The 23659-nt window shown below is 74.4% G+C and carries 21 protein-coding genes and 1 tRNA gene; 9 read left to right on the top strand and 13 right to left on the bottom strand.

Going from position 1 to position 23659, the window contains the following annotated elements:
- Nucleotides 1-264: 264 nt before the first annotated feature.
- From sthA to IEY37_RS07255, 3 genes are read left to right on the top strand one after another with little or no spacing between them, the layout of a single operon-like run.
- Complete coding sequence (gene sthA, locus IEY37_RS07265) at nt 265-1689, top strand: Si-specific NAD(P)(+) transhydrogenase (protein ID WP_188941460.1); 1425 nt, start codon at nt 265-267, stop codon at nt 1687-1689.
- An 11-nt stretch (nt 1690-1700) separates the two neighbouring features.
- Nucleotides 1701-2648 carry a TerD family protein gene (locus IEY37_RS22520; RefSeq protein ID WP_268237985.1) on the top strand — a complete coding sequence of 316 codons (948 nt, stop codon included), beginning with the start codon at nt 1701-1703 and terminating at the stop codon, nt 2646-2648.
- Nucleotides 2649-2679: 31 nt separating this feature from the next.
- Complete coding sequence (locus tag IEY37_RS07255) at nt 2680-4011, top strand: vWA domain-containing protein (protein ID WP_188940904.1); 1332 nt, start codon at nt 2680-2682, stop codon at nt 4009-4011.
- 157 nt (nt 4012-4168) lie between these two features.
- Here IEY37_RS07255 and IEY37_RS07250 read toward each other — a convergent pair whose 3' ends face one another.
- Complete coding sequence (locus IEY37_RS07250; protein WP_188940903.1) at nt 4169-4768, bottom strand: GNAT family N-acetyltransferase; 600 nt, start codon at nt 4766-4768, stop codon at nt 4169-4171.
- A 167-nt stretch (nt 4769-4935) separates the two neighbouring features.
- On the opposite strand from IEY37_RS07250, the gene IEY37_RS07245 reads away from it, so the two are divergent.
- Nucleotides 4936-6144, top strand: a complete 1209-nt coding sequence (locus IEY37_RS07245; RefSeq protein ID WP_229674116.1) for an MFS transporter — start codon at nt 4936-4938, stop codon at nt 6142-6144.
- Nucleotides 6145-6246: 102 nt separating this feature from the next.
- On the opposite strand, the gene IEY37_RS07240 is transcribed toward IEY37_RS07245, so the two are convergent.
- The 3 genes from IEY37_RS07240 to IEY37_RS22645 all read right to left on the bottom strand — a co-directional run bounded on the left by IEY37_RS07240 (nt 6247) and on the right by IEY37_RS22645 (nt 9996).
- Nucleotides 6247-7167: a hypothetical protein gene (locus IEY37_RS07240; RefSeq protein ID WP_188940902.1), complete on the bottom strand. Its 921-nt coding sequence runs from the start codon at nt 7165-7167 to the stop codon at nt 6247-6249.
- A 73-nt stretch (nt 7168-7240) separates the two neighbouring features.
- Nucleotides 7241-7921 (bottom strand): uracil-DNA glycosylase, encoded by a 681-nt coding sequence (locus IEY37_RS07235; protein ID WP_373298296.1) that lies wholly within the window; start codon nt 7919-7921, stop codon nt 7241-7243.
- Between the two features lie 71 nt (nt 7922-7992).
- On the bottom strand, nt 7993-9996 hold the full coding sequence (locus tag IEY37_RS22645; protein ID WP_308426367.1) for an acyl-CoA dehydrogenase: 2004 nt from the start codon (nt 9994-9996) through the stop codon (nt 7993-7995).
- Between the two features lie 165 nt (nt 9997-10161).
- On the opposite strand from IEY37_RS22645, the gene IEY37_RS07225 reads away from it, so the two are divergent.
- Entirely contained in the window at nt 10162-11844 is a 1683-nt protein-coding gene (locus IEY37_RS07225) for a bifunctional 3'-5' exonuclease/DNA polymerase (protein WP_229674104.1), read from the top strand.
- Nucleotides 11845-11898: 54 nt separating this feature from the next.
- Here the strand turns inward: IEY37_RS07225 and IEY37_RS07220 are convergent, their stop codons facing one another.
- Nucleotides 11899-12933, bottom strand: coding sequence for a class F sortase (locus tag IEY37_RS07220; RefSeq protein WP_188940901.1), 1035 nt, complete (start codon nt 12931-12933; stop codon nt 11899-11901).
- Between the two features lie 144 nt (nt 12934-13077).
- Nucleotides 13078-14151: a hypothetical protein gene (locus IEY37_RS07215; protein WP_188940900.1), complete on the bottom strand. Its 1074-nt coding sequence runs from the start codon at nt 14149-14151 to the stop codon at nt 13078-13080.
- A 172-nt stretch (nt 14152-14323) separates the two neighbouring features.
- Here IEY37_RS07215 and IEY37_RS07210 point away from each other — a divergent pair, with 172 nt between their 5' ends.
- On the top strand, nt 14324-14851 hold the full coding sequence (locus IEY37_RS07210) for a DinB family protein (RefSeq protein WP_373298295.1): 528 nt from the start codon (nt 14324-14326) through the stop codon (nt 14849-14851).
- Between the two features lie 10 nt (nt 14852-14861).
- Here the strand turns inward: IEY37_RS07210 and IEY37_RS07205 are convergent, their stop codons facing one another.
- The 3 genes from IEY37_RS07205 to IEY37_RS07195 form a co-directional block, all read right to left on the bottom strand.
- On the bottom strand, nt 14862-15758 hold the full coding sequence (locus tag IEY37_RS07205) for a hypothetical protein (RefSeq protein ID WP_188940898.1): 897 nt from the start codon (nt 15756-15758) through the stop codon (nt 14862-14864).
- Nucleotides 15759-15961: 203 nt separating this feature from the next.
- A tRNA-Gly gene (locus tag IEY37_RS07200) sits at nt 15962-16035 on the bottom strand.
- Between the two features lie 42 nt (nt 16036-16077).
- Nucleotides 16078-16824 carry an N-acetyltransferase gene (locus tag IEY37_RS07195; protein WP_188940897.1) on the bottom strand — a complete coding sequence of 249 codons (747 nt, stop codon included), beginning with the start codon at nt 16822-16824 and terminating at the stop codon, nt 16078-16080.
- 51 nt (nt 16825-16875) lie between these two features.
- Between IEY37_RS07195 and dcd the strand changes: the two genes are divergently transcribed.
- Complete coding sequence (dcd, locus tag IEY37_RS07190) at nt 16876-17457, top strand: dCTP deaminase (protein ID WP_188940896.1); 582 nt, start codon at nt 16876-16878, stop codon at nt 17455-17457.
- 191 nt (nt 17458-17648) lie between these two features.
- Here the strand turns inward: dcd and IEY37_RS07185 are convergent, their stop codons facing one another.
- From IEY37_RS07185 to IEY37_RS07175, 3 genes are all read right to left on the bottom strand, one after another.
- A complete protein-coding gene (locus IEY37_RS07185) occupies nt 17649-17960 on the bottom strand; it encodes a winged helix-turn-helix transcriptional regulator (RefSeq protein ID WP_188940895.1) in 312 nt (103 codons plus the stop codon).
- Nucleotides 17957-18361, bottom strand: coding sequence for a VOC family protein (locus IEY37_RS07180; RefSeq protein WP_188940894.1), 405 nt, complete (start codon nt 18359-18361; stop codon nt 17957-17959). Before IEY37_RS07180 ends, IEY37_RS07185 begins: the two co-directional genes overlap by 4 nt.
- Before the next feature lie 354 nt (nt 18362-18715).
- Nucleotides 18716-19567: a tryptophan 2,3-dioxygenase gene (locus tag IEY37_RS07175; RefSeq protein ID WP_229674102.1), complete on the bottom strand. Its 852-nt coding sequence runs from the start codon at nt 19565-19567 to the stop codon at nt 18716-18718.
- Between the two features lie 388 nt (nt 19568-19955).
- Between IEY37_RS07175 and IEY37_RS07170 the strand changes: the two genes are divergently transcribed.
- On the top strand, nt 19956-22157 hold the full coding sequence (locus IEY37_RS07170; RefSeq protein ID WP_229674100.1) for a (Fe-S)-binding protein: 2202 nt from the start codon (nt 19956-19958) through the stop codon (nt 22155-22157).
- Nucleotides 22158-22179: 22 nt separating this feature from the next.
- Here IEY37_RS07170 and IEY37_RS07165 read toward each other — a convergent pair whose 3' ends face one another.
- Entirely contained in the window at nt 22180-22557 is a 378-nt protein-coding gene (locus IEY37_RS07165) for a CU044_2847 family protein (RefSeq protein WP_188940891.1), read from the bottom strand.
- 261 nt (nt 22558-22818) lie between these two features.
- Between IEY37_RS07165 and IEY37_RS07160 the strand changes: the two genes are divergently transcribed.
- Nucleotides 22819-23598, top strand: coding sequence for a magnesium transporter CorA family protein (locus IEY37_RS07160; RefSeq protein WP_188940890.1), 780 nt, complete (start codon nt 22819-22821; stop codon nt 23596-23598).
- Nucleotides 23599-23659 lie beyond the last annotated feature (61 nt).

Genomic DNA, 23659 nt, shown 5'->3' with positions numbered 1-23659 from the left:
TCCAGGCGGGTCCGGCACCTCGGCTGCTGTCGCCGGCGCCGACGACCGCCCGAGCCGCAGCGGGGTCGACCGCGACACCGCCCGCGACCCCGACCGCCCGCACCACCGTGACAGCCGGGCCCCGGGCGGTCCACCCGGAGGCCGTGCCCGGGCGGGTCCCGCGGGCGCCGGTCCCGGTCCGGGACGATGATCGGCACGCGCACGGCACCACGCTCGCCCGGCCCGGCTCCCGCCGTGACCGGCCACCCGGTGAGGGAGACCTACGTGGACTACGACCTGATCGTCATCGGCTCCGGCCCGGCGGGGCAGAAGGCGGCCATCGCCGCCGCCAAGCTGGGGCACCGGGCCGCCGTCGTCGAGCGGCGCAACATGGTCGGCGGGGTCTGCATCAACACCGGCACCATCCCGTCGAAGACCCTGCGCGAGGCGGTGCTGTACCTGACCGGGCTGAACCAGCGCGAGCTGTACGGCCAGGCCTACCGGGTCAAGGAGGACATCACCGTCGCGGACCTGTCGGCGCGGACGCACCACGTCATCGGCCGGGAGATCGACGTCATCCGCAACCAGCTGGCCCGCAACCACGTGCCCCTGATCGCCGGCACCGCCCGGTTCGTCGACCCGCACACCATCGAGGTGGACAGCGAGCACGGCATCCCGCAGCCGATCACCGCGGACAAGTTCGTCATCGCGGTCGGGACGCGGCCGGCGCGGCCCGCGTCGGTCGACTTCGACGGGCAGACGATCGTCGACTCCGACCAGATCCTTGACCTGCACCACGTCCCGTCGTCGATGGTCGTCGTCGGCGCCGGGGTGATCGGCATCGAGTACGCGTCGATGTTCGCGGCCCTCGGCACCAAGGTGACGGTGGTGGAGAAGCGGCCGCAGATGCTCGAGTTCTGCGACCTGGAGATCATCGAGGCGCTCAAGTACCAGCTGCGGGACCTGGCGGTGACCTTCCGCTTCTCCGAGTCGGTGCGCACGGTGGAGCGCCACACCGGCGGCACGCTGACCGTCCTGGAGTCGGGCAAGAAGATCCCCGCCGAGACCGTGCTGTACTCCGCCGGGCGGCAGGGCGTCACGGACACCCTGGACATCGGGGCCGCCGGCCTGCAGGCGGACGCCCGGGGCCGGATCGCCGTGGACGAGAACTTCCGGACCGACGTGCCGCACATCTACGCCGTGGGCGACGTGATCGGCTTCCCGGCGCTGGCCGCCACGTCGATGGAGCAGGGCCGGCGGGCCTCGTACCACGCGTTCGGCGAGGCGGTCGGCGGCAAGCTCGGCGACCTGCAGCCGATCGGCATCTACTCGATCCCGGAGATCTCCTACGTCGGGCGCACCGAGGACGAGCTGACCACCGAGAACGTGCCGTTCGAGGTCGGTGTGTCCCGCTACCGCGAGCTGGCCCGCGGGGCGATCCTCGGCGACTCCTACGGCATGCTCAAGCTCCTGGTGCACGCCGAGTCCCGGGAGCTGCTCGGCGTCCACGTGTTCGGCACCAACGCCACGGAGCTGGTGCACATCGGCCAGATGGTCATGGGTTGCGGCGGCACCGTCGACTTCCTCGTCGACGCGGTGTTCAACTACCCGACGCTCGCCGAGTCCTACAAGGTCGCGGCGCTGGACGCGGTGAACAAGATGCGGGCCATCGCTCGGGTGACCGGGCGGCCGCAGCTGTTCGCGGAGTAGGGGGACCGGCGGTGGCGGAGCTCTCCCGCGGCGCGAACGCGCCGCTGGCCGGCGGCCGGCTGGAACTGGCCGTCGCCGGCGCCCGGCAGGGAGCGGTCGACCTGCTGGCGTTCCAGCTCGGGTCCGACCGTCGGGTCCGCAGCGACGCGGACATGGTGTTCTTCAACCAGCCGGCCTCGCCGGAGGGTGCGGTCCGGCTGACCGCCCCGGACCGGATGACCGTCGACACCGGTGCCGTCCCGCCGGACGTCGAGACGCTGGCGGTGGCGGTGTCGCTGGACGACGCCGTGCCCGGCTCGCTGGCCGGCGTCGCCGGGCTGGGCGTCACCGTCTCCGGCGCGGACGGCCACCGCGCACCGGCGGTCGGGCTGACCACCGAGCGCGCCGCGGTGCTGGTGGAGATCTATCGCCGGGCCGGCGCCTGGAAGATCCGGAACGTCTCGGCCGGGTGGGCGGCCGGGCTGGCGGCGCTGGCCCGCGAGCACGGGGTCGAGGTGGACGAACCGGCGCCGGCCGCATCTACACCCGCGCGCACCGCACCGGCCGTGCGCGACGAACTGCCGCCCCCGGTGCTGCCCGCCCCGGCCGGATACGCCGGCGGCACCGCCGCGGCCGCGTACCCCGGTGTTGCCCCCTCGGCCGGGTACCCCGGCGGCACTGCACCGGCCGGGTATCCGGGCGGCACGGCACCGGCCGGGTACCCCGGTGCGCCCGCGCCGGCCGGCTACCCCGGGGCCGCACCGCAGGGCCGGCCCGCCGCCGGCCGTCCCCCCGCAGCGCCGCCGCCGGCGACGCCGGGCGGGTTCCCGCCGCCCGGCGGCAGCCTGCCGCCGGCCGTGCCGCCGGTGCCGACCGGCGCTCTGCCCGCCCCGGGCGGGTTCCCACCGCCCGGCGGGGACCTCCCGCCGCCGGTCGCCGGTCCCGTGCCCCGCGACGTCGGCGGCTGGCCGCCACCCTGACCCGGCCGGCACCCTCTGGCAGGGTGAGGTCATGGCCGATCTCTCCCGAGGGGCGAACACCTCCCTGGCCGGCACCGGCCTCGAGCTGGCGGTCAGCGGCGCCGCGCAGGGCTCGGTGGACCTGCTGGTCTTCCAGCTCGGCCCGGGGCGGGTGGTGCGCTCGGACGCCGACTTCGTGTTCTTCAACCAGCCCGTCTCGCCCGAGGGTGCCGTGCGGCTGACCGGGGCGGACCGGGTCGCCGTCGACCTGGCCGCCGTGCCGGCCGGCGTCGACGTGCTGGCCGTCGCGGTCACCCTGGACGACAGCGTGCCCGGTTCGCTCGCCCGCATCCCGGGGCTGGTCGTCCGGGTCCAGGGGCCGGCCGACGACCATTCGGCGCCGGCGCTCGGGCTGACCACCGAGCGGGCGGCCGTGCTCGTCGAGGTCTACCGGCGGGGCGACGGCTGGAAGGTGCGCAACGTGTCCGCCGGCTGGTCGCAGGGCCTCCCGGCGCTCGCCCGCGCGCACGGGGTCGAGGTCGACGACGAGCCGGCCGCCGCCGCCGCGCCGCCCGTCGCGGCGCCCGTCCCCGCGCCGCCCCAAGCCCCACCCGCAGCGCCGCAGCAGTCGACCGCGCCGCCGGCCGCGCCGCCCGGTCCGCGGTCGGTGCCGGGCGAGGCGTCGTTGTCGCTGGTCAAGCGGCAGCAGCTGGACCTGCGCAAGGCCGCCGTGCACCGGGTGCTGCTGACCAAGGGCGCCGCCGAGGAGCGGGCCAGGGTCGTGCTGGTCCTGGACAAGACCGGGTCGATGGCCGACGAGTACGCCAGCGGCCTGGTGCGCCGGGTGGTCGAGCGGATGGTGCCCGTCGCCATCCAGCTCGACGACGACGGGGCGCTGGAGTGCTACCTGTACGCCGTCCACTTCGCCCGGTTGCCGGACCTGCGGGTCGAGTACCTGGACCGGTGGCTGGACGACTTCGTGCACCTGACCGGCGTCCACCAGGGCATCGACTACGGCCGGATCGGCGGCTACAACGACGAGATCCCCGTCATGCGCGAGGTCATGGCGACGCTGCACGGGCGCCCGGATCCCACGCTGGTGCTGTTCTTCACCGACGGCGGGTTCAGCAAGAAGCGGCAGATCACCGAGCTCGTCCGGGAGGCGTCCTCGCTGCCGGCGTTCTGGCAGTTCGTCGGGATCGGCGACAACAATTTCGGCGTCCTGGAGCGCCTGGACGAGCTGACCGGCCGGGTGGTCGACAACGTCGGGTTCTTCCCGGTGACCGACATCGACCGGGTGGACGACGCGGAGCTCTACCGGCGACTGCTCTCGGAGTTCCCGGACTGGCTGCGGGCGGCGAGGGGTGCCGGCATCTTGCGCTGACCGGACCGCACCCGACTGCGCAGGACTGCACCGGACTGCACCGGACGACACCGGTCTGCTCAGGGCATCACCGGACTGCGGCCCGACCGCACCCGAGGCCGCCGGGCTCGGCCGGCCGGCGACGTCCTGTGCGGTACCGGGCCGGCATCCGCGCGGGTCAGCTTGCGGCGACCTCCGTGCTCATCACGCAGTTGCCCTTGCCCTTGCTGCGTTCGTACCGGAACCCGAGGCCTTCGTACATGGTCCGGGTGGCGTTGTAGAGGAACGAGGCGGAGGTCCGCTTGCCCGGCGGCAGGTCGTGCGGGTACGACTCGACGAGGCCCCCACCGGCCCGGGCGATGAGCACCAGCGCGCCGCGGACGGCGACCGCGGCCATGCCGTGCCGGCGGTACCTGCGGTCGACGAACAGGCAGGTGATCCGGTAGTCGGGCACCCGGGTGACGCCCTGTTCCCACTCCTTGCGGTGGTGGATGTTCGCGACCTCCGCGACGGGCCCGTACTGCGCCCAGGCCACGGCCTCGTCGCCGTCGAACACCAGCGCCGCGTGGGTGCGGCCCTGCTCCACCAGCTGCCGCTTGAACTCGCGGTTGCCCAGCTCCCGGCGCTCCGGCGGGTCCGGGTACAGGTGGAACCAGGTGCACCAGCACCCGCCCCACACCCCGTTGTGCCGCTCCGCCAGGCCGGCGAACGCGTCCCACGTCTGCGGACCGAGCGGTTCGATGCGGTGGCCGTCGACGCTCAGCGGTGAGCTGTCCATGGCGGCACTGTAGGCCGGGTTGCGGACGAGCGGCGTCCTGGTCTCGTCGGCCGGGCAGGCGCGGTACCGCCGGCAGGCAGGTCGACGCGGACGGTCCGGAGCGGTGGCGGAGCTGCGTCGGGTCTATCGTCGTCCCTACCAGTGAGACGACTGTTCCAGGATGTGAGATGACTGTTCTGCGCGGCGACACCCCGGACGGTCGCGCCGCGTCCGTCGCGGGACATCCGTGGCGGATGCTCGGGCTCGGGCTCGGCGCCCAGGTCGTCAGTGCCACCGTGGTCAACGGGGCGGCGTTCCTGATCCCGGCGCTGCAGCAGCAGCGGGGCCTGTCGCTGGCGACGGCCGGCCTGGTCGTCGCGCTGCCGACGTTCGGCGTCATGGCGACCCTGATTCTGTGGGGTGCGCTGGCCGACGCGATCGGCGAGCGGGTCGTGCTCGCCGCCGGGCTGGCGCTGACCGCGCTGGCCCTCGGTGGTGCGTCGCTGTCGAGGTCGCTGCCGGTGCAGGCGGGCTGCCTGCTGGTGGCCGGCATGGCGGCGGCCAGCTCGAACGCCGCGAGCGGGCGGGTGGTGATCGGCTGGTTCCCGCCGCACCGCCGGGGTCTGGTGATGGGCATCCGGCAGATGGCACAGCCGCTGGGTGTCGGGCTGGCGGCGGTGACGCTGCCGCAGCTGGCGGCGGCCCACGGCATCCGGGCGGCGCTGCTGCTGCCCACGGTGCTCGCCGCGGCCGCGGCCCTGGGGTGCGCGCTGGGCGTCGTCGACCCGCCCCGCCCGCCGCGCGGTCAGGCCCCCGCCGGTCTGACCCGCAATCCCTACCGGCACAGCAGCCTGCTCTGGCGCATCCACGCGGTGTCGGTGCTGCTCGTCGTGCCGCAGTTCCTGGTCTGGACCTTCGCGCTGGTGTGGCTGGTCGGCGACCGCGGCTGGGCGCCCGGTCCGGCGGGCGTGCTGGTGACCGTGGCGCAGCTGGTCGGCGCGGCGGGCCGGCTCGGTGTCGGGTGGTGGTCGGACCGGTGGGGCAGCCGCATGCGGCCGCTGCGGCTGGTGGCCGTGGCCGCCGCCGTGGTGATGGCCCTGCTGGGGCTGACCGACGCCCTGGACCTGTCGGTGTCCGTCGTGCTCCTGGTGGTGGCGACCGCCGTGACGGTGGCCGACAACGGCCTGGCGTTCACCGCGGTCGCCGAGATCGGCGGCCCGTTCTGGGCCGGCCGGGCCCTCGGCGCCCAGAACACCGCCCAGTTCCTCGCCGGGTCCCTCGTGCCGCCGCTGGTCGGCGCCGTGGTCGCGGGCGTCGGATACCCGGCGACGTTCGCGCTCAGCGCCCTGCTGCCCGTGCTGGCGGTGCCGCTGGTGCCGCGGCGGGACGGCGGCTGACCCGCCCGCGGGAGCACCGATCCGCGGCGGACCGCCGGCCCCCGCGGGTCGGCGGGCGGGGCCGACGCACCGGTCCGCGGCGGCGCGGCCGATACCGGCGGGTCAGCCGACGGGCAGCGAGGCCTGGCCGAGGCCGATGACGGACGCGGTCAGCCGGGCGGCGCCCCGGATCTCGACGGCACAGCTGACGTGGTAGGCCACGTAGGAGGCGCCGACCGTGGCCGACCGCTCGGCGGCCGCGGCGGAGGTCCGGATCCCCAGGCCGTAGTCCCGGCCGGACACCACGGCGGCCAGCCGGCGGCCGTAGGTGGCGTCCGTGGCGCCGGTGCGGTTCCGGGCGATGGCCCTGCACTGCGCCGCCAGCCGCGGGTCGTCCGCCGGCTCGGGGTCGCCGTCGGGGACCCGGACGTTCTGGATCGCCAGCAGCTCACCGGCGTGCGGCTGGTCGCACGGCGTCGTGCTCATCACCTGGCCGGCGCGCGCGTAGCAGGACCGCAGCAGCACCGGCCGGTCCTGGGTGGTGTTGATACCGCGGGCCGTCCCGGTGTACGACCCGACCGGTCGGTTGCCGACGGTCGGCCGGACCAGGCACACCTGCCACGAGTAGCCCGGCACCAGGTCGGCGGTGGGCCCGTGGGCCAGCTCGATGGCGAAGGTCAGCGCCGGTGGTCGCCAGCCGGTGGCCACCTCGGTGTCGTCGGCCGTGGGGGCAGCGGTGTTCGACACGTCCGCCCCGATGTAGGCGGAAGCCGCGGAGGTGCAGGCGGCGTAGGCGTCCTTGCCCGGTGGCCGCCCCAGTCCCGCGGACCAGGCGAGGGCCACCTCGGCGGTGTGCGGCCGGTCGCACGGCGTCGACACCAGACCGGATGCCTCGCGCGCCATGCAGGAGCCGGTGTCGGGCGGGTCCGGCACGGGGCCACGCACCGCACCGCCGGTGACCGCCGGGCCGAGAACCACCGCGGCGGCGAGCATCCCGACGACGGTGAGCACCACGACCCACCATCCCGCCACCCTGCGGTCCACACCCGTCATGGTACGGAGCCGGCGGCCGCCGGCACAGGGTCGCGAGGCCGGACGAGCACTGCCCGGCCCTCGATCAGCTGCCGGCCAGCTCCCGGGCGCGGGACAGCACGGCGTCGAGCATGTCCGGGGTCAGCCGTCCGGTGAAGGTGTTCTGCTGCGACACGTGGTAGCAGCCCAGCACGGTGACCGGCCGGCCGAGCGGATCGACCACGGTCGCCTCGCCGCCGTGCCGGAACGCGGGCCGCGGCACGGGCACCGACCAGCCGAGGGCGGGCAGCTCGGACAACAGCGCCTGCCAGCCGAACCCGCCGAGGACCAGCAGCACCCGCAGCCGGGGACCGAGCAGCTCGAGCTCGCGCCGCAGCCACGCGCCGCAGGTGGTGCGCTCCTGCGGAGTGGGCATGTTCGCCGGCGGCGCGCAGTGCACGGGCGCCGTCATCCGCAATCCGGTCAGCCGCATCCCGTCGCCCGCGGACGTCGAGAGCGGTTGCGACGCCCAGCCGGTGCGGTGCAGCGCGGCGAACAGCACGTCGCCGCTGCGATCCCCGGTGAACATGCGTCCGGTGCGGTTGGCGCCGTGGGCCGCCGGGGCCAGCCCGACGACCAGCACCCGGGCGTCCTCGGGTCCGAAGCCCGGCACCGGGCGTCCCCAGTAGGTCTGGTCGCGGAAGGCCGCCCGCCGGGTCGCCGCCACCTCCTCGCGCCAGGCCACCAGCCGCGGGCACGCCCGGCACGCGGTGACGACCACGTCCAGTTCGGCCAGGGTGCGGGCGGCCGCGGCCGCCGCGGCGGGTGTCCCGGCGCGGGTGGGGTCGCTGTCGACGGTCAGAAGGCGGACTCCGGGATGTCCATCAGGTTGCTGTCGGCCGCCTCGACGACGGCCCGGCGCGCGGCCAGTTCCGGCAGCACGGTACGCGCGAACCACTGCGCCACGGCCACCTTCCCGGTGTAGAAGTCCACGTCGCCGGGCCGCAGCGCGGCGCGGTCGGCGTCCAGCGCCCGCTGCGCGACGACGGCCTGGCGCAGCAAGAGGTAGCCGATCAGGGCGTCGCCGGCGCTCAGCAGCAGGGTGACGGCGTGCTCGCCCACCTTGTAGACGGCGGCCGGGTCCTGCAGGGACGCCACCGCGTCGCCGACCAGCGTGGTGACCATGGCCTGCAGGTCGCCGAGCGCCGCACCCAGCTGGACCACGGCGTCCTTGAGGCGCCCGTCCTCCGCAGCCTGCGTCGCGACGAACCCGGTCATCTCCCCGGCCAGCACGCCGAGCGCCGCACCGCCGTCCTTGACGATCTTGCGGAAGAAGAAGTCCTGTGCCTGGATGGCGGTGGTGCCCTCGTAGAGCGTGTCGATCTTGGCGTCGCGGATGTACTGCTCGATCGGGTAGTCCTGGGTGTACCCGGACCCGCCGAACACCTGCAGCGACAGCGCCAGGTTCTCGTACGCGCGCTCCGACCCCACACCCTTGACGACGGGCAGCAGGAGGTCGTTGACACGCTTGGCGGTGGCCAGGTCGACACCTGCCGGCGGGCCTGCCTTCTCGACATCTGCCGGTGAGCCGGCGTTCTCGACACCGTCCAGCGGGCTCACGGTCCCGGGATCGGTGACCGGCGCGGCGTCGGCGGAGCCGGTCCCGGCCGCACCCTCCGCGGTGAGCGCACCGGCGGAGGCGTTGCCCAGCACCGCGATCCGGTCCTGCCAGGTGCCGGTGTACAGGTACACCGCCCGCAGTCCTTCCGCATAGGCCTTCTGTCGCAGCAGCATCCGGCGGACGTCGGGGTGGTGGATGATCGTCACCCGCGGGGCGTCCCGGTCGCCGGCCCGCGCCAGGTCCGCGCCCTGCACGCGCTGCTTGGCGTACTCCAGGGCGTTCAGGTAGCCGGTGGACAGGGTGGCGATCGCCTTGGTGCCGACCATCATCCGGGCGTACTCGATGATGTGGAACATCTGCGCGATACCGTCGTGCACGTCGCCCAGCAGCGTCCCCACCGCGGGCACGCCGTGCTGGCCGAAGGTGAGCTCGCAGGTCGTCGAGACCTTGAGCCCCATCTTGTGTTCCACGCCGGTGACGAAGACGCCGTTGCGCTCGCCGAGCGCCCCGGTCTCCGGGTCGAAGTGGTGCTTGGGGACCAGGAACAGGCTCAGACCCTTGGTGCCGCGGCGGGTCTCGACGCCGGGCCCCTCGGGACGGGCCAGCACCAGGTGGACGATGTTCTCCGTCATGTCCTGGTCGCCGGAGGTGATGAACCGCTTGACGCCCTCGAGGTGCCAGCTGCCGTCCGGCTGCAGGACGGCGCGGGTGCGCCCGGTGCCGACGTCGGAGCCGGCGTCCGGCTCGGTGAGCACCATGGTCGAGCCCCACAGCCGGTCGATCATCAGTGCCGCGGTGCGCCGCTGCTCCGGCGTGCCGAGCGCATGGACGACCTGCGCGAAGTTGGGCCCGGCGCCGTACATGAACACGGCGGGGTTGGCGCCCAGGATGAGCTCGGCGGCGGCCCAGCGCAGCGTCGGCGGGACGCCGTAGCCGCCCAGGTCGGTGGGCAGCTCCAGCCGCCACCAGTCGCCGTCCATCACGGCCGCGAAGCTGGCCTTGAAGCTCTCCGGCAGGGTGACCGAGTGGGTCACCGGGTCGAAGACCGGCGGGTGGCGGTCGGCGTCGGCGAAGGACGCGGCGATCGGGCCCTGGGCCACCGCAGCCAGCTCGGCGAGCACGCCTCGGGCGGTCTCGACGTCCATCTCGGCGAAGGGGCCGCGACCGAGCTGCTCGCCGGTCCGGAAGACCTCGAACAGGTTGAACTCCAGGTCGCGCAGGTTCGGGCGGTAGTGGCTCATGGGAACTCCCGGTGTCCGTCGCCGGGGATCGGCGGTGTCCGTCCGGCGCTAAGTTACTGGCCAGTAGGGCCGTGGCTGCAGGGTATTACCCGCCGGTAACCGGATCAAGGCCGGTCCCGGGTGCCGGCTCGGGACGGTGTCGGTGCGGCCCGTCAGACTGGCCGGGTGCTCCACGTCCTGGCCGCCGGCCGCGCTGCCGGTGCGACGCGGCGCTGGGTGCTGCGGCCGCTCGGCGATGACGGCGTCGCGGCACCGGACCGCGAGGTGGACGCCGCCGACCTCGCCGCCCTCGACCGCGCGGACCCGGGCGCCCGGTGGGTGGTCGACTCCGTGGCCGGGCTCTACCCGGCGGTGCTCGCGGCCGGTGCCCGGTTGTCCCGGTGCCACGACGTCCGCGCCGTGGAGCGCATCCTGCTCGGCCGCGAGGCCCTGCACGGGCGGCCGTCGTCGGCGCGGGCGGTGCTCGCCCGCCGGGCCGGCCTGCCCGAGCCCGCCGACCCGCCCGAGGGTGACGACGTGCAGGCCGCGGCCGACCGGCCCGAGCAGGCCCTCTTCGAGACCGCACCCCCGGTCCCGGCCGTCTCGGTCGGCGAGGTGGCCGGGGCGCTGGCCGACCAGCAGCAGCGGCTGGGTGACGACGGCGCGCTGCGGCTGCTCGCCGCGGCGGAATCGGCCAGCTGGCTGGCAGCGGTGGAGATGTCCGCGACGGGGTTGCCGTTCGACGCCGAGGTGCACCGGGCGCACCTCGGGCGGCTGCTGGGGCCGCGGCCGCTGCCCGGCGCCCGGCCGGCGGTGCTGGCCGACCTGGCGTCCCGGCTGGCCGCCGCGCTCGGCACCGCGGTGAACCCGGACTCGCCGGCCGATCTGCGTGCGGCCTTCGCCCGGCTCGGCCACGCCGTGGCCACCACCCGGTCCCGGGAGCTGCAGGGCATCGACCACCCGGCGGCGGCGCTGGCCGTCGAGTACCGGGAGCTGGCCCGGCTGTGGACGGCCAACGGCTGGACCTGGCTGGACGAGTGGGTCCGGGACGGCCGGTTCCGCACCGAGTACCTGCCCGGCGGGGTGGTCTCGGGCCGGTGGGCCACCCGCGGTGGTGGGGCGCTGCAGATCCCGCGGTCGGTGCGCGGGGCGGTGCGGGCCGAGCCGGGCCACCGGCTGGTCGTCGCGGACGCCGCGCAGCTGGAGCCCCGGGTGCTGGCGGCCATCTCCGGCGACCCGGCGCTGCAGCTGCTGGCCGCGGACGCCGACCTGTACGCCGGCATCGCCGCCGACGGCTTCGGCGGCGACCGGGCCCACGCCAAGACCGCCATGCTGGGCGCGCTCTACGGCGCGACCACGGGGGAGTCCGGCCGGCTGCTGCCGGCCCTGCGGCGTCGCTACCCGCAGGCGCTGGCCTACGTGGAAGCGGCCGCCGACCGGGGCGAGCGCGGGCTGCCGGTGCGCTCGGTGCTGGGCCGGGCCAGCCCGCGGCCGGGCGGGGACTGGCGGGACGCCGTCGCCCTCGGCGCCTCGGCCGACGCCGACCCCGCCCAGGAGCGGCGCGGCCGCAGCGCCGCGCGGGCCTGGGGCCGGTTCACCCGGAACTTCGTGGTGCAGGCGAGCGCGGCCGACTGGGCGGCTGTGTGGCTGTCCACGGTGCGAACGGCGCTGGCCGGGCTGCCCGGCGTCGAGCTGGTGTTCTTCCAGCACGACGAGGTGGTGCTGCACGCGCCGATCGCGGCGGCGGGGGACGCCGCCGCGGTCACCGAGCGGGCCGCCGCCACCGCCTACGGCCTGGTCTTCCCCGGCGCGCAGGGCTCCACGCCGGTGCAGGCGCACGTCGTCGACTGCTACGCCGACGCCAAGTAGCGCTGCCCGGGCCGGCCGGGCCCCGGCGCGCGCGTTCGGGGTGGACGCCGAGGGTCAGGCGCGGTGCGAGGACACCAGCGAGGCGAAGGCCACGATGTTGCTCTCGTAGCTGCCCTTGTCCGGGTCGAACACCCCGCCGCAGGTGATCAGCCGCAGGCCGGCGTGGTCGAGGTTGCCGTAGACCTGCAGCGTCGGGAACGCGTTCTTCGGGTACGAGCGCACCCCGTCGATCTTGAACACCGCGACCGTCCCGTCCTTGCGGGTGATCTGCACCTGGTCGCCGGGCTGCAGCTTGCCCAGGTCGTAGAAGACGCCCGGCCCGTACCGCTTGGAGTCGATGTGTCCCAGGACGATCGCGGGGCCGAGCGCACCGGGCGTCGGCGAGTCGTGGAACCAGCCGGCCTTGGAGTCCGGGTCGTCCAGGGACGGCACCTCCACCGTGCCGTCGGGGTTGCGTCCCAGGTCCAGCAGCGACGACCGGACGCCGATGGCCGGGATGGACAGCGAGACCGGGACCGACGCCGGCAGGATCGGGCCGACGGTCGGCGGTGCCGGAGGTCCGGGTGTGCCGGTCGGCCGGGCGGGCGTGCTGGGGCGGGCGGGGGACGTGGCGGCACTGCTGCGGCTCGGCGTCCGTGCCGCGGTGCGGCTCGGGGTCCCTGCTGCGGTGCGGCTCGGGGTCGCCCCCGCCGAGGCGCGCGACGGCGCGGTCGCAGTGCCCGTTGCAGTACCGGTTGCAGTGCCGGTTCCAGTGCCGGTTGCAGTGCCGGTTGCAGTGCCGGTTCCAGTGCCGGTTCCGGTGCCGGTCGACGTCGCCGACGGTGGAGCGGTGGTCGGGGCGGTGCTGGGCTCGGTGGCCGCCGGTGTGGAGGAGGGGCTGCCGGACGGTGCTGCGCCGGCGGCGGTACCGGTGGTGGGATCGCCGTCGACGGTGCCGGCCGCGGCGGCGGACGGCTGGGGTGGCCCCGACCGCGACGAGCACGACGCGACCGTCACCAGCACCAATCCGAGGACCAGCAGGATCACCGCGACGAGCATCGGCAGCCGCCCGCCGCGGCGGTCGGGTCGCTCTCGCACCGAGGGCTGCACGACGGTCTCCTCACCCGGCCCGCCGCGCGGCGGCCGTCCCCCGTCCTTCGGAACCCGGCCGGGCAGGGGTTGGTGCGACGAGCGGTCGGGAACGTGGCGGTGCGGGCCACGGCGGCGTCCGCACCGGCCGACGCGGTCGCAGGGTCAGGACTTCGCGGTGATCAGCACCCGCCCTCCGGTGTAGTCCCACGCGACGCGGTGCGTGAAGAAGAACGCCAGCCCGGTGTTGAACTGCGTCTGGCCCAGGGCGTCGATGCTCATCTCGTTGTCGACGGGGGTGTCACCGGCGGTGAACGTCCACAGCGCGGCGCCGTCCGGTGTCGAGACGCTCACCGCCTCGCCGCTGGGCACACGCGTGCCGTGTCCCGCGGCGGCCGGTTGACCGCTGTTCACGATGCCGCGAGGCGCCCCGGTGTCGAAGTCGGTGTCCCCGCACGACCGGCCCGCGCTGCCGATCGTCCAGCAGAGTTGGACGTCCTTGGCCCAGCCGGTGCCCGCGGACCCGCCCGAGGACCCGCCGGCCCGCTCGAGCGGCACGGCCACCGCGCCGGTGTCCTGCTGCACCGGTCCGAGCGTCCAGGTGCCCGCGCCGTCGGCGGCGACGTCCAGCGTGGACCCCGCGTCGTAGGGCGCGGGGAGGCCGAGCTGGAACGCCGACGCGCCGGCCTGGGTGCCGCTCCCGTCGGCGGTCGCGATGCCCAGCACGCCGTGCAGGCCCGGTGGGTAGGGGCCGGCCTGGCCGGCGTCCAGCACGTTGACCGGTACGGGGCTCGTGGTGGTCAGCCCGTCCACCGTGACGGTCGCCGTCGCGACGTGACCGCTGGAGGTCGAGCCGACGAAGTGCTCGCTGAAGGTGGCGCCGGTCAGATGGGTCTGCGGGCCGACCGCCGAGGCGTCGACCAGCAGGCCCGACGATCCGGTGTCGAGCAGGACGTCGACGGGCGCGCCGCCGCCGACGCTCACGGCGACCACGACCCGGACGTCGCCCGTGCTGTACCGCACGGTGCGCACCGGGATGGCCCGGCCGGTGGTGCTACCGGCGACGACCGCTTCGGCCGGTGCCGTGCCGACGTCCGCGCTGGTGATGGCGGGCACGCTCGGCGCGGTGGACCCGGCCGGCGCAGCGGCGGGCGCCGGACCGGCGGAGCAGGCGGCGAGCGAGGCGAGCGCACCGGCAGCCGCCATGGCCAGGACGGAGGTGCGGAAGGAACGGATCACCGAGGGCTCCATCTACCGTACGTGACGTATCGCAACCAACAGTAACGAACCACGATGGGTGGGGGGCCGGTTCTCTCGAGGTCGTCGCCTGCGGCTCACCCGGCCACTCGCGCGCGGCTCGGTCGGTCCGATGCTCGGACGCCGCGAGCCCTACGGTGACGACGTGAACGCCCTGGATCCTGTCGCGCCGCCGCCGGACGACAAGGACTGGACCTGGGTGGTCCGGGACCGCTGCCCGGCGTGCGGCTTCGACGCGGCGGTGGTGGCGCCGACCGCACTGCCGGCAGCCTTGCTGGCCGCGGCCGACCGGTGGGTCGCCGTCCTGTCCCGCCCGGACGTGCGGCGGCGGCCGGACCCACAGGTGTGGTCCCCGCTGGAGTACGCCGCGCACGTCCGGGACGTCTTCGTGCTGTTCGCCGCGCGGGCGCAGTCCATGCTCGACCAGGACGACCCGGGCTTCGCCAACTGGGACCAGGACGCGGCCGCCGTGGACGGCCGGTACTGGCAGCGCGACCCCGGGACGCTCGCCGGGGACCTCCGGGCGGCGGCCGCAACCGCCGCGGCGGTGTACGCCGCGGTGCCGGATTCGGGGTGGGATCGGCCCGGGCACCGGTCCAACGGGTCCGTCTTCACCGTCGCGACGCTGGGCGTCTACTTCCTGCACGACGTCGTGCACCACCTGCACGACGTCGTCGGGTGACCCGCCCCGTTCACCCGTACGGCAGCGGCTGGCTGCCCAGCCCGATCAGAGTGCCGACCAGCGTCCGGCTGTCCGCGGTAGTGGCGGTGCACAGCACGGCCCCCTCCTCCGGCACGTCCGGGTCGCGGACCGCGGCGATCACCAGCCGGCCGTCGCGGGTGGGGTCGTCGGCGCCGAGCAGCCGGGCGGCCTGCCGCTGGCACGACCGGCGGACGTCGGGAGCGGTCGCGGCCGTGGGGTCGAAGGTGCCGCGGGCCAGGACCTGACCGCGGTGCTGCTCGACGCAACTGGGCGGTCGCACACCCGCGACGCGGGGGCCGCCCAGGTAGCAGTCGCCGAACTCGGCCGGCGCGGCCCAGTCGAACGGGACGGTGCCGCCGGCCGCCCGCGGGTCGAACGGCCGGCCGCTGCGGGTGGTCAGCAGGCAGGCGAGCCAGACCTGCCCCGCGGCTCGGGCGAGAGCGGCAGGGCCGACGAGGTGGAGCTGCCCGGTGACCGCCGGGTACCAGGTCAGCGCGCCGTCCCGGCGGACCGAGCCGGCGGCCGGCGCCTGCGCCGAGGCGCAGGCGTCGACGTCGCGCACCCACAGGTCCGGGGAGAGCAGCAGGCTGGCGGAGGTGTCGGGAAGCACGGTGACGAAGCGGCCCCAGACGCCGGCGTCGCAGGCGCCGACGGTGACGCCGGGGATCTGGGTCGACGGGTACTCGGGGCCGTCCGGTCCGGCGCCGGGCGGTGCGGTGTCCACGCAGCGGTCCGGGGCGGCGGCCGGGGGTGGGGCGGGCAGCGCGGGAGTGCCGGTGACGTGCCGGCCGATCAGTCCGGGGAGGGCGACGGCGATGCAGAGCACGGCCGTGAGCACCGCCCCGCCCAGCGCGCGCCGACCCATGCCGACACGGTCGCCCGTCACGCCGTGCACCACACCCGGCAGGGCAGGGCCGTCATGAGCGGCCGGGGCGTCCGGGCGGGCCGTGCCGTCGCCCAGGGGCACCGCAGGCGCCCGGCGGACAGATCGGGAACGCCGTCGTCGGGGGGACCCGGACCAGCGGGACGGCTCGAGCGAGAGGGGCCCGCGCGGTGCGGGCCGGGACCGGACCCCGTCGGGCCGGTGCGTGGAGCGGGTGACGAGAATCGAACTCGCGCTATCAGCTTGGGAAGCTGAAGTTCTACCACTGAACTACACCCGCGGGGACTGCGCGGACCATCATACGGGTGTCCCCGCGGTCCGGTCACCCTCCGCCCGCGACCGGGTGGTGCATCCAGACGTTCGGTTCGACGTACGCGGCGTGGTCGTGCTCGACGCTCACGTGGACCGGGACGAGTGCGTCCGGCACCACCAGCGGCCCGGACCGGTCGAAAGGGAGCCCGGTCCACCGGCGCCAGCTCGCGAGGTCGCCGGCCACGGTCATGGATGCCGGGCACACGGACACCACGCGGGCGCCGAGCCGGGCGTGGGCCCGGATCCACGGGTCGGCGGGCAACCCGTCGTCGCGGACCTGCCGCACGTAGTCGGCCATCGGGACCAGCGGCTGCTCGGCCTTGCGGGTCGGCCGGACGGGACCGAAGAGTGCTCGCAGACCTAAGCGGCCGACGGTCTCCCGGGCGGCCGTGAGCAGCGTGGCCGCCAGACCGGTCCCGCGGTGTTCCGGGTTCACCCGGGCTTCGAGGAGCGACGCCGCGGTCGGCGGAGTGCCGGCCGCGCGCTCGGCGAAGCCGCGCTGGAGGATCCCGTCCCACCCGCTCGCGGGCAGGTCGTCGTCCGACCCGGACCAGGCGAACGGCAGGGCGTTGACCTTGCCGACGACCGATCCGGCGTCGTCCACGGCGACGAGCTGGTACTCCGGGAAGGCCTCGGGCAGGCGGGCGAACAGCAGGACGCCGAGCGGGTCCTGGAGCAGGAACGGGGGCCAGAGGTTGGGCATCGCCCACATGGCGTCGGCGAGGTCCGGCCGCGCCGCGAGGTCGTGGATCCGCACCGGCCGACCGTAGCGGCGGGACCGCCCGGTGCCCCCCGATACGCTCGGGCCATGTTGCTGTCGGACCGGGACCTGCGCGCCGAGATCGACGCGGGCCGGCTGGCGGTGGACCCGTTCGACGAGACCCTGGTGCAGCCCGCCAGCATCGACGTCCGGCTGGACCGGCTGTTCCGGGTCTTCAACAACTCCCGGTACACCCACATCGACCCGGCCGTGCAGCAGGACGAGCTGACCGCGCTCGTCGAGGTGCCGACCGGCGAGGCGTTCGTCCTGCACCCCGGCGAGTTCGTGCTGGGCTCGACGTTCGAGACGGTGACGCTGCCGGACACCCTGGCCGGCCGCCTGGAGGGCAAGTCGTCGCTGGGCCGGCTCGGCCTGCTCACCCACTCGACGGCCGGGTTCATCGACCCGGGCTTCACCGGTCACATCACGCTGGAGCTGTCGAACGCGGCGAACCTGCCGATCACGCTCTGGCCGGGCATGAAGGTGGGGCAGCTGTGCATCTTCCGGCTGTCCTCGCCGTCGTTGCACCCCTACGGGTCCGACGTCTACGGCTCCCGGTACCAGGGCCAGCGGGGGCCGACACCGTCCCGCTCGTACGTCAACTTCCGGCGCGACCACACCGGCGGGTGACCGCTCCGGCGTCAGTGGCACCGCCCACGCGTCGTCGAGAACGCAGAGCCTGCAAGAGATCCGGCCGCCGCATCGCCGGCCGCGACCACGGAGCGGACGGCCCCCTCGCGCGAGGACCACTCCCGGCGGCCCGCACGCGCCCCGACCGCGGCGCAGCGCCGGCGCCCGCCGAGGCCGCGACGACGGGATTGTCACAGCGCCTGCCCGTCCTGCGCGCCGCCGACCCCCTGGGCGGCGCCCCAGCGACGGAGGGCGACGACCGCCTCTCGCAGGGCGAGCCCGCGCTCGGTCAGCGCGTAGGCCCGGGTGTTGTGTCGCAGGGGCAGACGGGACAGGACGCCGGCCGCTTCGAGCTCGCGGAGACGCGTGGCGAGCATGTTCGTCCCCACGCCCAGGTCGCGCTGGAGATCGCCGTAGCGCTGCGGCCCGTCGAGCAGCCGCTCCACGATGAGCAGTCCCCACCGCGCTCCCACGATGTCCAGGGCGGCGCCAAGGTCGCTCACGCGGTCGGATCGGCGTCCGGCTTCATCCAGAACGGCGAGTAGTGATAGCCGTCGAGGTCGTCGAACTGCCGCTGGTACATGAACGGGTAGTCGTCCGTGTCGCCCGTCCGTCCGCCGGCGGCACCGGCGCGCTCGACCAGCTCGTCGACAGCCTCGCGGCTGCCGAGGTCGAACGAGACCGTCACCTTCGACGGCGTGTCGGGTCCGCCGACCAGTTCCTCGGTACCGCCGACGCTCGCGTACATCTCACGGCTGCCGAGCATGACGTACTGCTCCGGGGCGATCGCGAAGCACGACACGTTGTGGTCCGACATCTCGGCATTGAGGGTCCAGCCGAGGGCGGTGTAGAAGGCCGTTGCGCGCTCGACGCTCTGGACGGGGCAGGTGATGAAGAGGCTCATGGACCTGATACTTCCAAAAGTGAAGTACGACGGTCAACCCGGGACTCGGCCGCCAGGACACAAGGGACCGGCACCGGCGAACGGGATGCCGTCGGAATGGACGCCCGGGACCGTCCCCCGGCGGCACGGTTGTGGTGGGACTGCGTCGACGGGTCCCCGGGCGAGATGCGGAACCGCCACGGTTCTGGTGCCGCGGCAGCGGTGGCGGCGTTCAGCCGTCTCGGCGACACCCGACCGGGACGCATGCGCGGCAACTGACCGGCGTCGCCAACGCACTCGCGGCGTGGACCGGCGCTACCGCGAGTGCCGAGAGAACGGGGTGACGCCGGCGAGGAGCCGTCGCTCACCCGGCTCTCACCGGCCGATCTCGGATCGGACGGCGTACAGCTCGGGGAAGAACGTCAGGTCCAGGGCGGCCCGCAGGAAGGCGACGCCGCTGGATCCGCCGGTCCCGCGCTTGGCACCGATGATCCGTTCGACGGTCTTGAGATGGCGGAACCGCCACACCTGGAAGTTCTCCTCGACGTCGATCAGTTCTTCGCAGGCTTCGTACTCCAACCAGAACTCTTTCGGATTCTCGTAGATCCGGCGGAAGACCGGGACGAGTTCCTCGGCGAAGGTGTGGGCGAGCGTGACGTCCCGGTGGAGTACCTCGTGCGGGACGGCGTGGCCGTGGCGGGACAGGTACCGCAAGAACTCGTCGTACACCGAGGGCGCCTCGAGCAGTTCGGTCAGCAGCGCCCGGGCGGCGGGGTCCTGTTGGAAGACGGTCAGCATCCTGGCGTTCTTGTTGCCGAGGGAGAATTCGACGGCTCGATACTGGTAGGACTGGAAACCCGACGAGGTGCCGAGCTGGCTGCGGAATTCGGCGTACTCGGAAGGGGTGAGCGTGGCCAGTACGGACCACTGCTCGGTGAGTGATCGCTGGATGTGCTTCACGCGGGCCAGGCTCTTGAGAGCGGGCGCCATCTCGTCGTCGGCCAACCAGGCGCGGATCGCAGCCAGCTCGTGCAGGACGAGCTTGAGCCACAATTCAGAGGTCTGGTGCTGGACGATGAACAGCAGTTCGTCGTGGTGTACCGGGCGGCTGATGGGCCGCTGCGCGTTCAGCAGGTCGTCGAGGTCCAGGTACTGCCCGTAGGACAGGTTGACCGTGAAGTCTCTGACGATGCCCTTCTCGAGTGGACGCGTGTTCGCCGGCTCCATGTCGGTCATTGTGTCGCCTCGCTGACGTCGATCACGGTGCCCGGGCGCGGAGAGGTCGGACCTGCGTGTCGGCGGTCCACCCCACAGCGCTGAGCCGCCTGGCGCGCCCCGGCTCTTCGGCTCGGTGCTCGGTGCTGGAAGTGCCGACGGTGCCGACGGTGCCGACGGTGCCGACGGTGCCGACGGTGCCGGCGATGCCGGCGATGCGGACGGTACGGGCGACGGTGGGTCGTCGGGAGTGCCGCCTACCATCGGCCGTGCCGGTGACCTGAGTGCTCCGGGCGGAATGCTACTGGCCAGTAACATCGGCTCCGGACGCCGTCGGTCGCCGCGCGCGGACCGCCGGGCGACGGTGCCGGATGAGGGTTGTGGAAGGGATGGTGGCCCGGTGACGGTGCTCAACTGGATCACCGGGCCGGTCGCCGCGGTCTTCATCGTGGTGGGCTTCGCCCTGCTCGGCCGCGCCGCGGTGCAGATCTACCGCACCCTGCAGCTGGGCCAGCCGGACCCGACGCGGTCCGGCCCGGTGGGCCGCCGGCTCGCCACCGTGGCGCGGGAGACCCTGGGCCACACCCGGATGCTGCAGTGGGGCGTGGTCGGCGCCGCGCACTGGTTCGTCATGGTGGGCTTCGGCGCGCTGATCCTCACCCTGGTCGAGGCGGTCGGCGAGACCTTCGACCCCGGGTTCGCGATCCCGTGGCTGGGTCACCAGGCCTGGTACGGGCTGCTCGTCGAGATCATCGCGGTGACCACGCTGGTCGGCATCGCGGTGCTGATCGCCATCCGCCAGCGCGAGCACCCGCGCCGCCCCGGGCGGCGGTCCCGGTTCGCCGGCTCGAACTTCCCGCAGGCGTACTTCGTCGAGACGGTCATCGCCGTCATCGCGGTGTGCATCTTCCTGATCCGCGGGCTGAAGTTCGCCACCGGCGAGGCGCCGTTCCCCGCCTGGGCCGCGCCCGTCTCCTGGGCGCTCGGCCGCGTCCTGCCGGACTCGCCGGCGCTGCTGTCCGTCGTCGCGCTGGTGAAGGTCATCGTCTCGATGGTCTGGGCGATCGTGATCGCCCGGAACCTGACCATGGGTGTGGCCTGGCACCGCTTCCTGGCGTTCTTCAACATCTACTTCAAGCGCCGGGACGACGGCCGGGTCGCCCTCGGCGCGATGAAGCCCATGCTGTCCCGCGGCGAGCCGCTGAACCTCGAGGAGGCCGACCCGGACACCGACGTCTTCGGCGCCGGCAAGGTCGAGGACTTCTCCTGGAAGGGCTGGCTGGACTTCTCCACCTGCACCGAGTGCGGCCGCTGCCAGTCGCAGTGCCCGGCGTGGAACACCGCCAAGCCGCTGTCGCCCAAACTGTTGGTGCTGTCGCTGCGCGACCACGCGCACGCCAAGGCGCCCTACCTGGCCGCCGGCGGCGGGCTGTCGGCCGAGGGCGAGGAACAGCTGTCCGACGAGGCGCGGGCCCGGCTGGCGCACGAGAGTCCCCTGGCGCTGCTCGAGGCGCAGCGGCCCTTGGTGGGGGACCCGGAGTCGAACGGTGTCATCGACCCCGAGGTGCTCTGGGACTGCACCAGCTGCGGCGCCTGCGTGCAGCAGTGCCCGGTCGACATCGAGCACGTCGACCACATCATGGACATGCGCCGCTACCAGGTGATGATCGAGTCGGAGTTCCCCACCGAGCTCGGCGGGCTGTTCCGGAACCTGGAGAACAAGGGCAACCCCTGGGGCCAGAACCAGCGCGATCGGATGGCCTGGGCCAAGGACCTGCCGTTCGAGGTGCCCGTCGTCGACCCGACGGAGGGCGGCGAGCTGACCGACGAGCACGAGTACCTGTTCTTCGTCGGCTGTGCCGGCGCCTTCGACGACCGCGCCCGCGGGACCACCAGGGCGGTCGCCGAGCTGCTGCACATCGCCGGGGTCGGCTATGCGGTGCTCGGCGGAGCCGAGACGTGCACCGGCGACCCGGCGCGGCGGGCGGGCAACGAGTTCCTGTTCCAGATGCTGGCGCAGCAGAACGTCGAGACCATGAACGCGGCGTTCGGCGAGCGGCAGCGGCGCAAGGTCGTCGTGACCTGCCCGCACTGCTTCAACACCCTGTCGAACGAGTACCCGGACCTCGGGGGCCGCTACGAGGTGGTGCACCACACGCAGCTGCTGAACAAGCTGGTCCGCAGCAAGCGGCTGGTCACCGTCGCCCCGGTGGACCGCGACGTCACCTACCACGACCCGTGCTACCTGGGCCGGCACAACCAGGTCTACACGCCGCCGCGCGAGCTGATCGGCGCGTCCGGCGCCCAGCTGCGGGAGATGCCCCGCAGCCTCGAGCGGTCCTTCTGCTGCGGCGCCGGCGGCGCCCGCATGTGGATGGAGGAGAAGATCGGCAAGCGGATCAACCTCGAGCGCACGGACGAGGCGCTGTCCGTGCTGCCCGGCGCCACCGCACCGGCGGTTGCCACCGGGTGCCCGTTCTGCCGGATCATGCTGAATGACGGCATGACGGCGCGCGCGGGCGAGCCGGACAGCGCGGCCGAGGACGTCCAGGTCCTCGACGTCGCGCAGCTCCTGCTCGCGGGGGTCAAGGGCGAACGCTGAGCGCCCTGAGCGCCGGTCGCGCTCAGACCTCGGTCGCCGGGCGGGCAGTGCTCGGGCCGGGTCCTGCGGCCGTCCGGCGGAAGGTGACCGTCACCTCGAGCGTGCTCTCCACGGACCCGCGGGCCAGGATCACCCCCGCCTGCGCGGTGAGGGTCAGCCCGAAGGAGCCGGTCACCTCGGCGAGCTCCCAGCCAGCGGCGGCCGGCACGTCGGTCAGGCTCTGCGCGACGGTCCTGGCGCCGTCGGTGATGGCGGCCCGGACGTCGTCGAGACGGTCCGCGAGCCGTTCCACCAGCTCGCCGGCCACCGCCGGCGACCGGTCCCCGACGGCCGGGACGACCCGCACCAGGATCTGGTGCCCGCCGTCCCGGCTGCTGCCCGCTGCGTCCTGGCCGTCCACGTCGCCTCCGCTGCCGTTGTGCCACCGGGTCCGCCGCCCTGGCCCGGTCGCGGTCCCGCGTCGTCAGTAGACGCCACCGGTGCGGGCGCCGCGCGTCGGCGGCGTCGGTCCTGCGGTGTCGGTCCTGCGGCGTCGGTCGTGCGGCGTCGGCCCTGGGGCCAGGGGACCCGGCGGGCGACCTGCGGCGCGGCGCCCCGCCGGGTCGCTGCCTAGGCTGGCCCCAGCGACGGGCCGCACGGGCCGGTCGACTGCGGAGAGCGGGTGGCCATGCGCATTCCGGGACCGGCCGACATGATGCGCATCGCCGGCCAGGGGTACGAGGCGGTGGAGCAGGCGGTCGGCCTGGTGCCCCGCGTGGTCGCGCTGCTCGCCGAGGCTGAGGTCCTGGTCCGGCGCGTCAGCGGGCTGATCTCGTCGATCGACGAGGTCCGGGAGGGCGCCGCCGACGCGGTCCGCCGCACCGACGCGGTGATCGGCCGGGCCGACGCGCTGACCCGCCGGCTGCAGCCGATCGTCGACGGGTACGTGCCCGTGCTGGAGAAGCTGCAGCCCACGGTGGACACGCTGGAGCCGATGCTCCGGCGGATCGCCGACACCACGGACGGCGTCGAGGTGGAGGCCGTCGTCCGGTTGATCGACGTGCTGCCGACGCTCGTCGACAAGTTGGACGCGGACATCCTGCCGGTCCTGGACACGCTGTCCACGGTCGCGCCCGACCTCCGCGACGTCCTCGACGTCGCCCGCGAGATCAACGCGATGATCGGCTCCGTGCCGGGCCTCGGCCGCGTCAAGCGGAAGATCGAGGACCAGCAGGCGGCGGAGGACCAGTCCCGCGAGTACCGGGCGGCCGAGGAGCCGCCGGCCGCGCCGGCCCGCCGGGCCGCCACCGGGGACGGCGAGGCCACCGCGGCCGACGGCTCACCTCGAGCGGGCGCGCCCGCGGCCGCCACGTCGGGATCGGACGCTCCGGCGGGCACCGCCGCAGTCGCAGGCGCACCGTCGGCGCCGGCCGTCATCGGGAGCGACGGACCGGTGCGCTAGATGTACTGACCGGACAGGTTGGTTAAGCGGGTGACCGGGGCCTGGTTCCCGATTGCGGTGT

It is taken from the genome of Nakamurella endophytica (assembly GCF_014646215.1).
GTDB classification, from domain to species: Bacteria; Actinomycetota; Actinomycetes; order Mycobacteriales; family Nakamurellaceae; genus Nakamurella; species Nakamurella endophytica.
The sequence above is the reverse complement of the archived record's forward strand: the minus strand, read 5'-3'. Positions and strand labels throughout refer to the sequence as shown.

Coding starts and splice junctions, on each gene's coding strand:
- IEY37_RS07250 (WP_188940903.1), bottom strand. CDS start 4,768: ATGGACAGCTCACCGCTGAGCGTCGACGGCCACCGCATCGAACCGCTC.
- IEY37_RS07245 (WP_229674116.1), top strand. CDS start 4,936: ATGACTGTTCTGCGCGGCGACACCCCGGACGGTCGCGCCGCGTCCGTC.
- IEY37_RS07180 (WP_188940894.1), bottom strand. CDS start 18,361: ATGAGCCTCTTCATCACCTGCCCCGTCCAGAGCGTCGAGCGCGCAACG.
- dcd (WP_188940896.1), top strand. CDS start 16,876: ATGTTGCTGTCGGACCGGGACCTGCGCGCCGAGATCGACGCGGGCCGG.
- IEY37_RS07175 (WP_229674102.1), bottom strand. CDS start 19,567: ATGGAGCCGGCGAACACGCGTCCACTCGAGAAGGGCATCGTCAGAGAC.
- IEY37_RS22645 (WP_308426367.1), bottom strand. CDS start 9,996: ATGAGCCACTACCGCCCGAACCTGCGCGACCTGGAGTTCAACCTGTTC.
- IEY37_RS07255 (WP_188940904.1), top strand. CDS start 2,680: ATGGCCGATCTCTCCCGAGGGGCGAACACCTCCCTGGCCGGCACCGGC.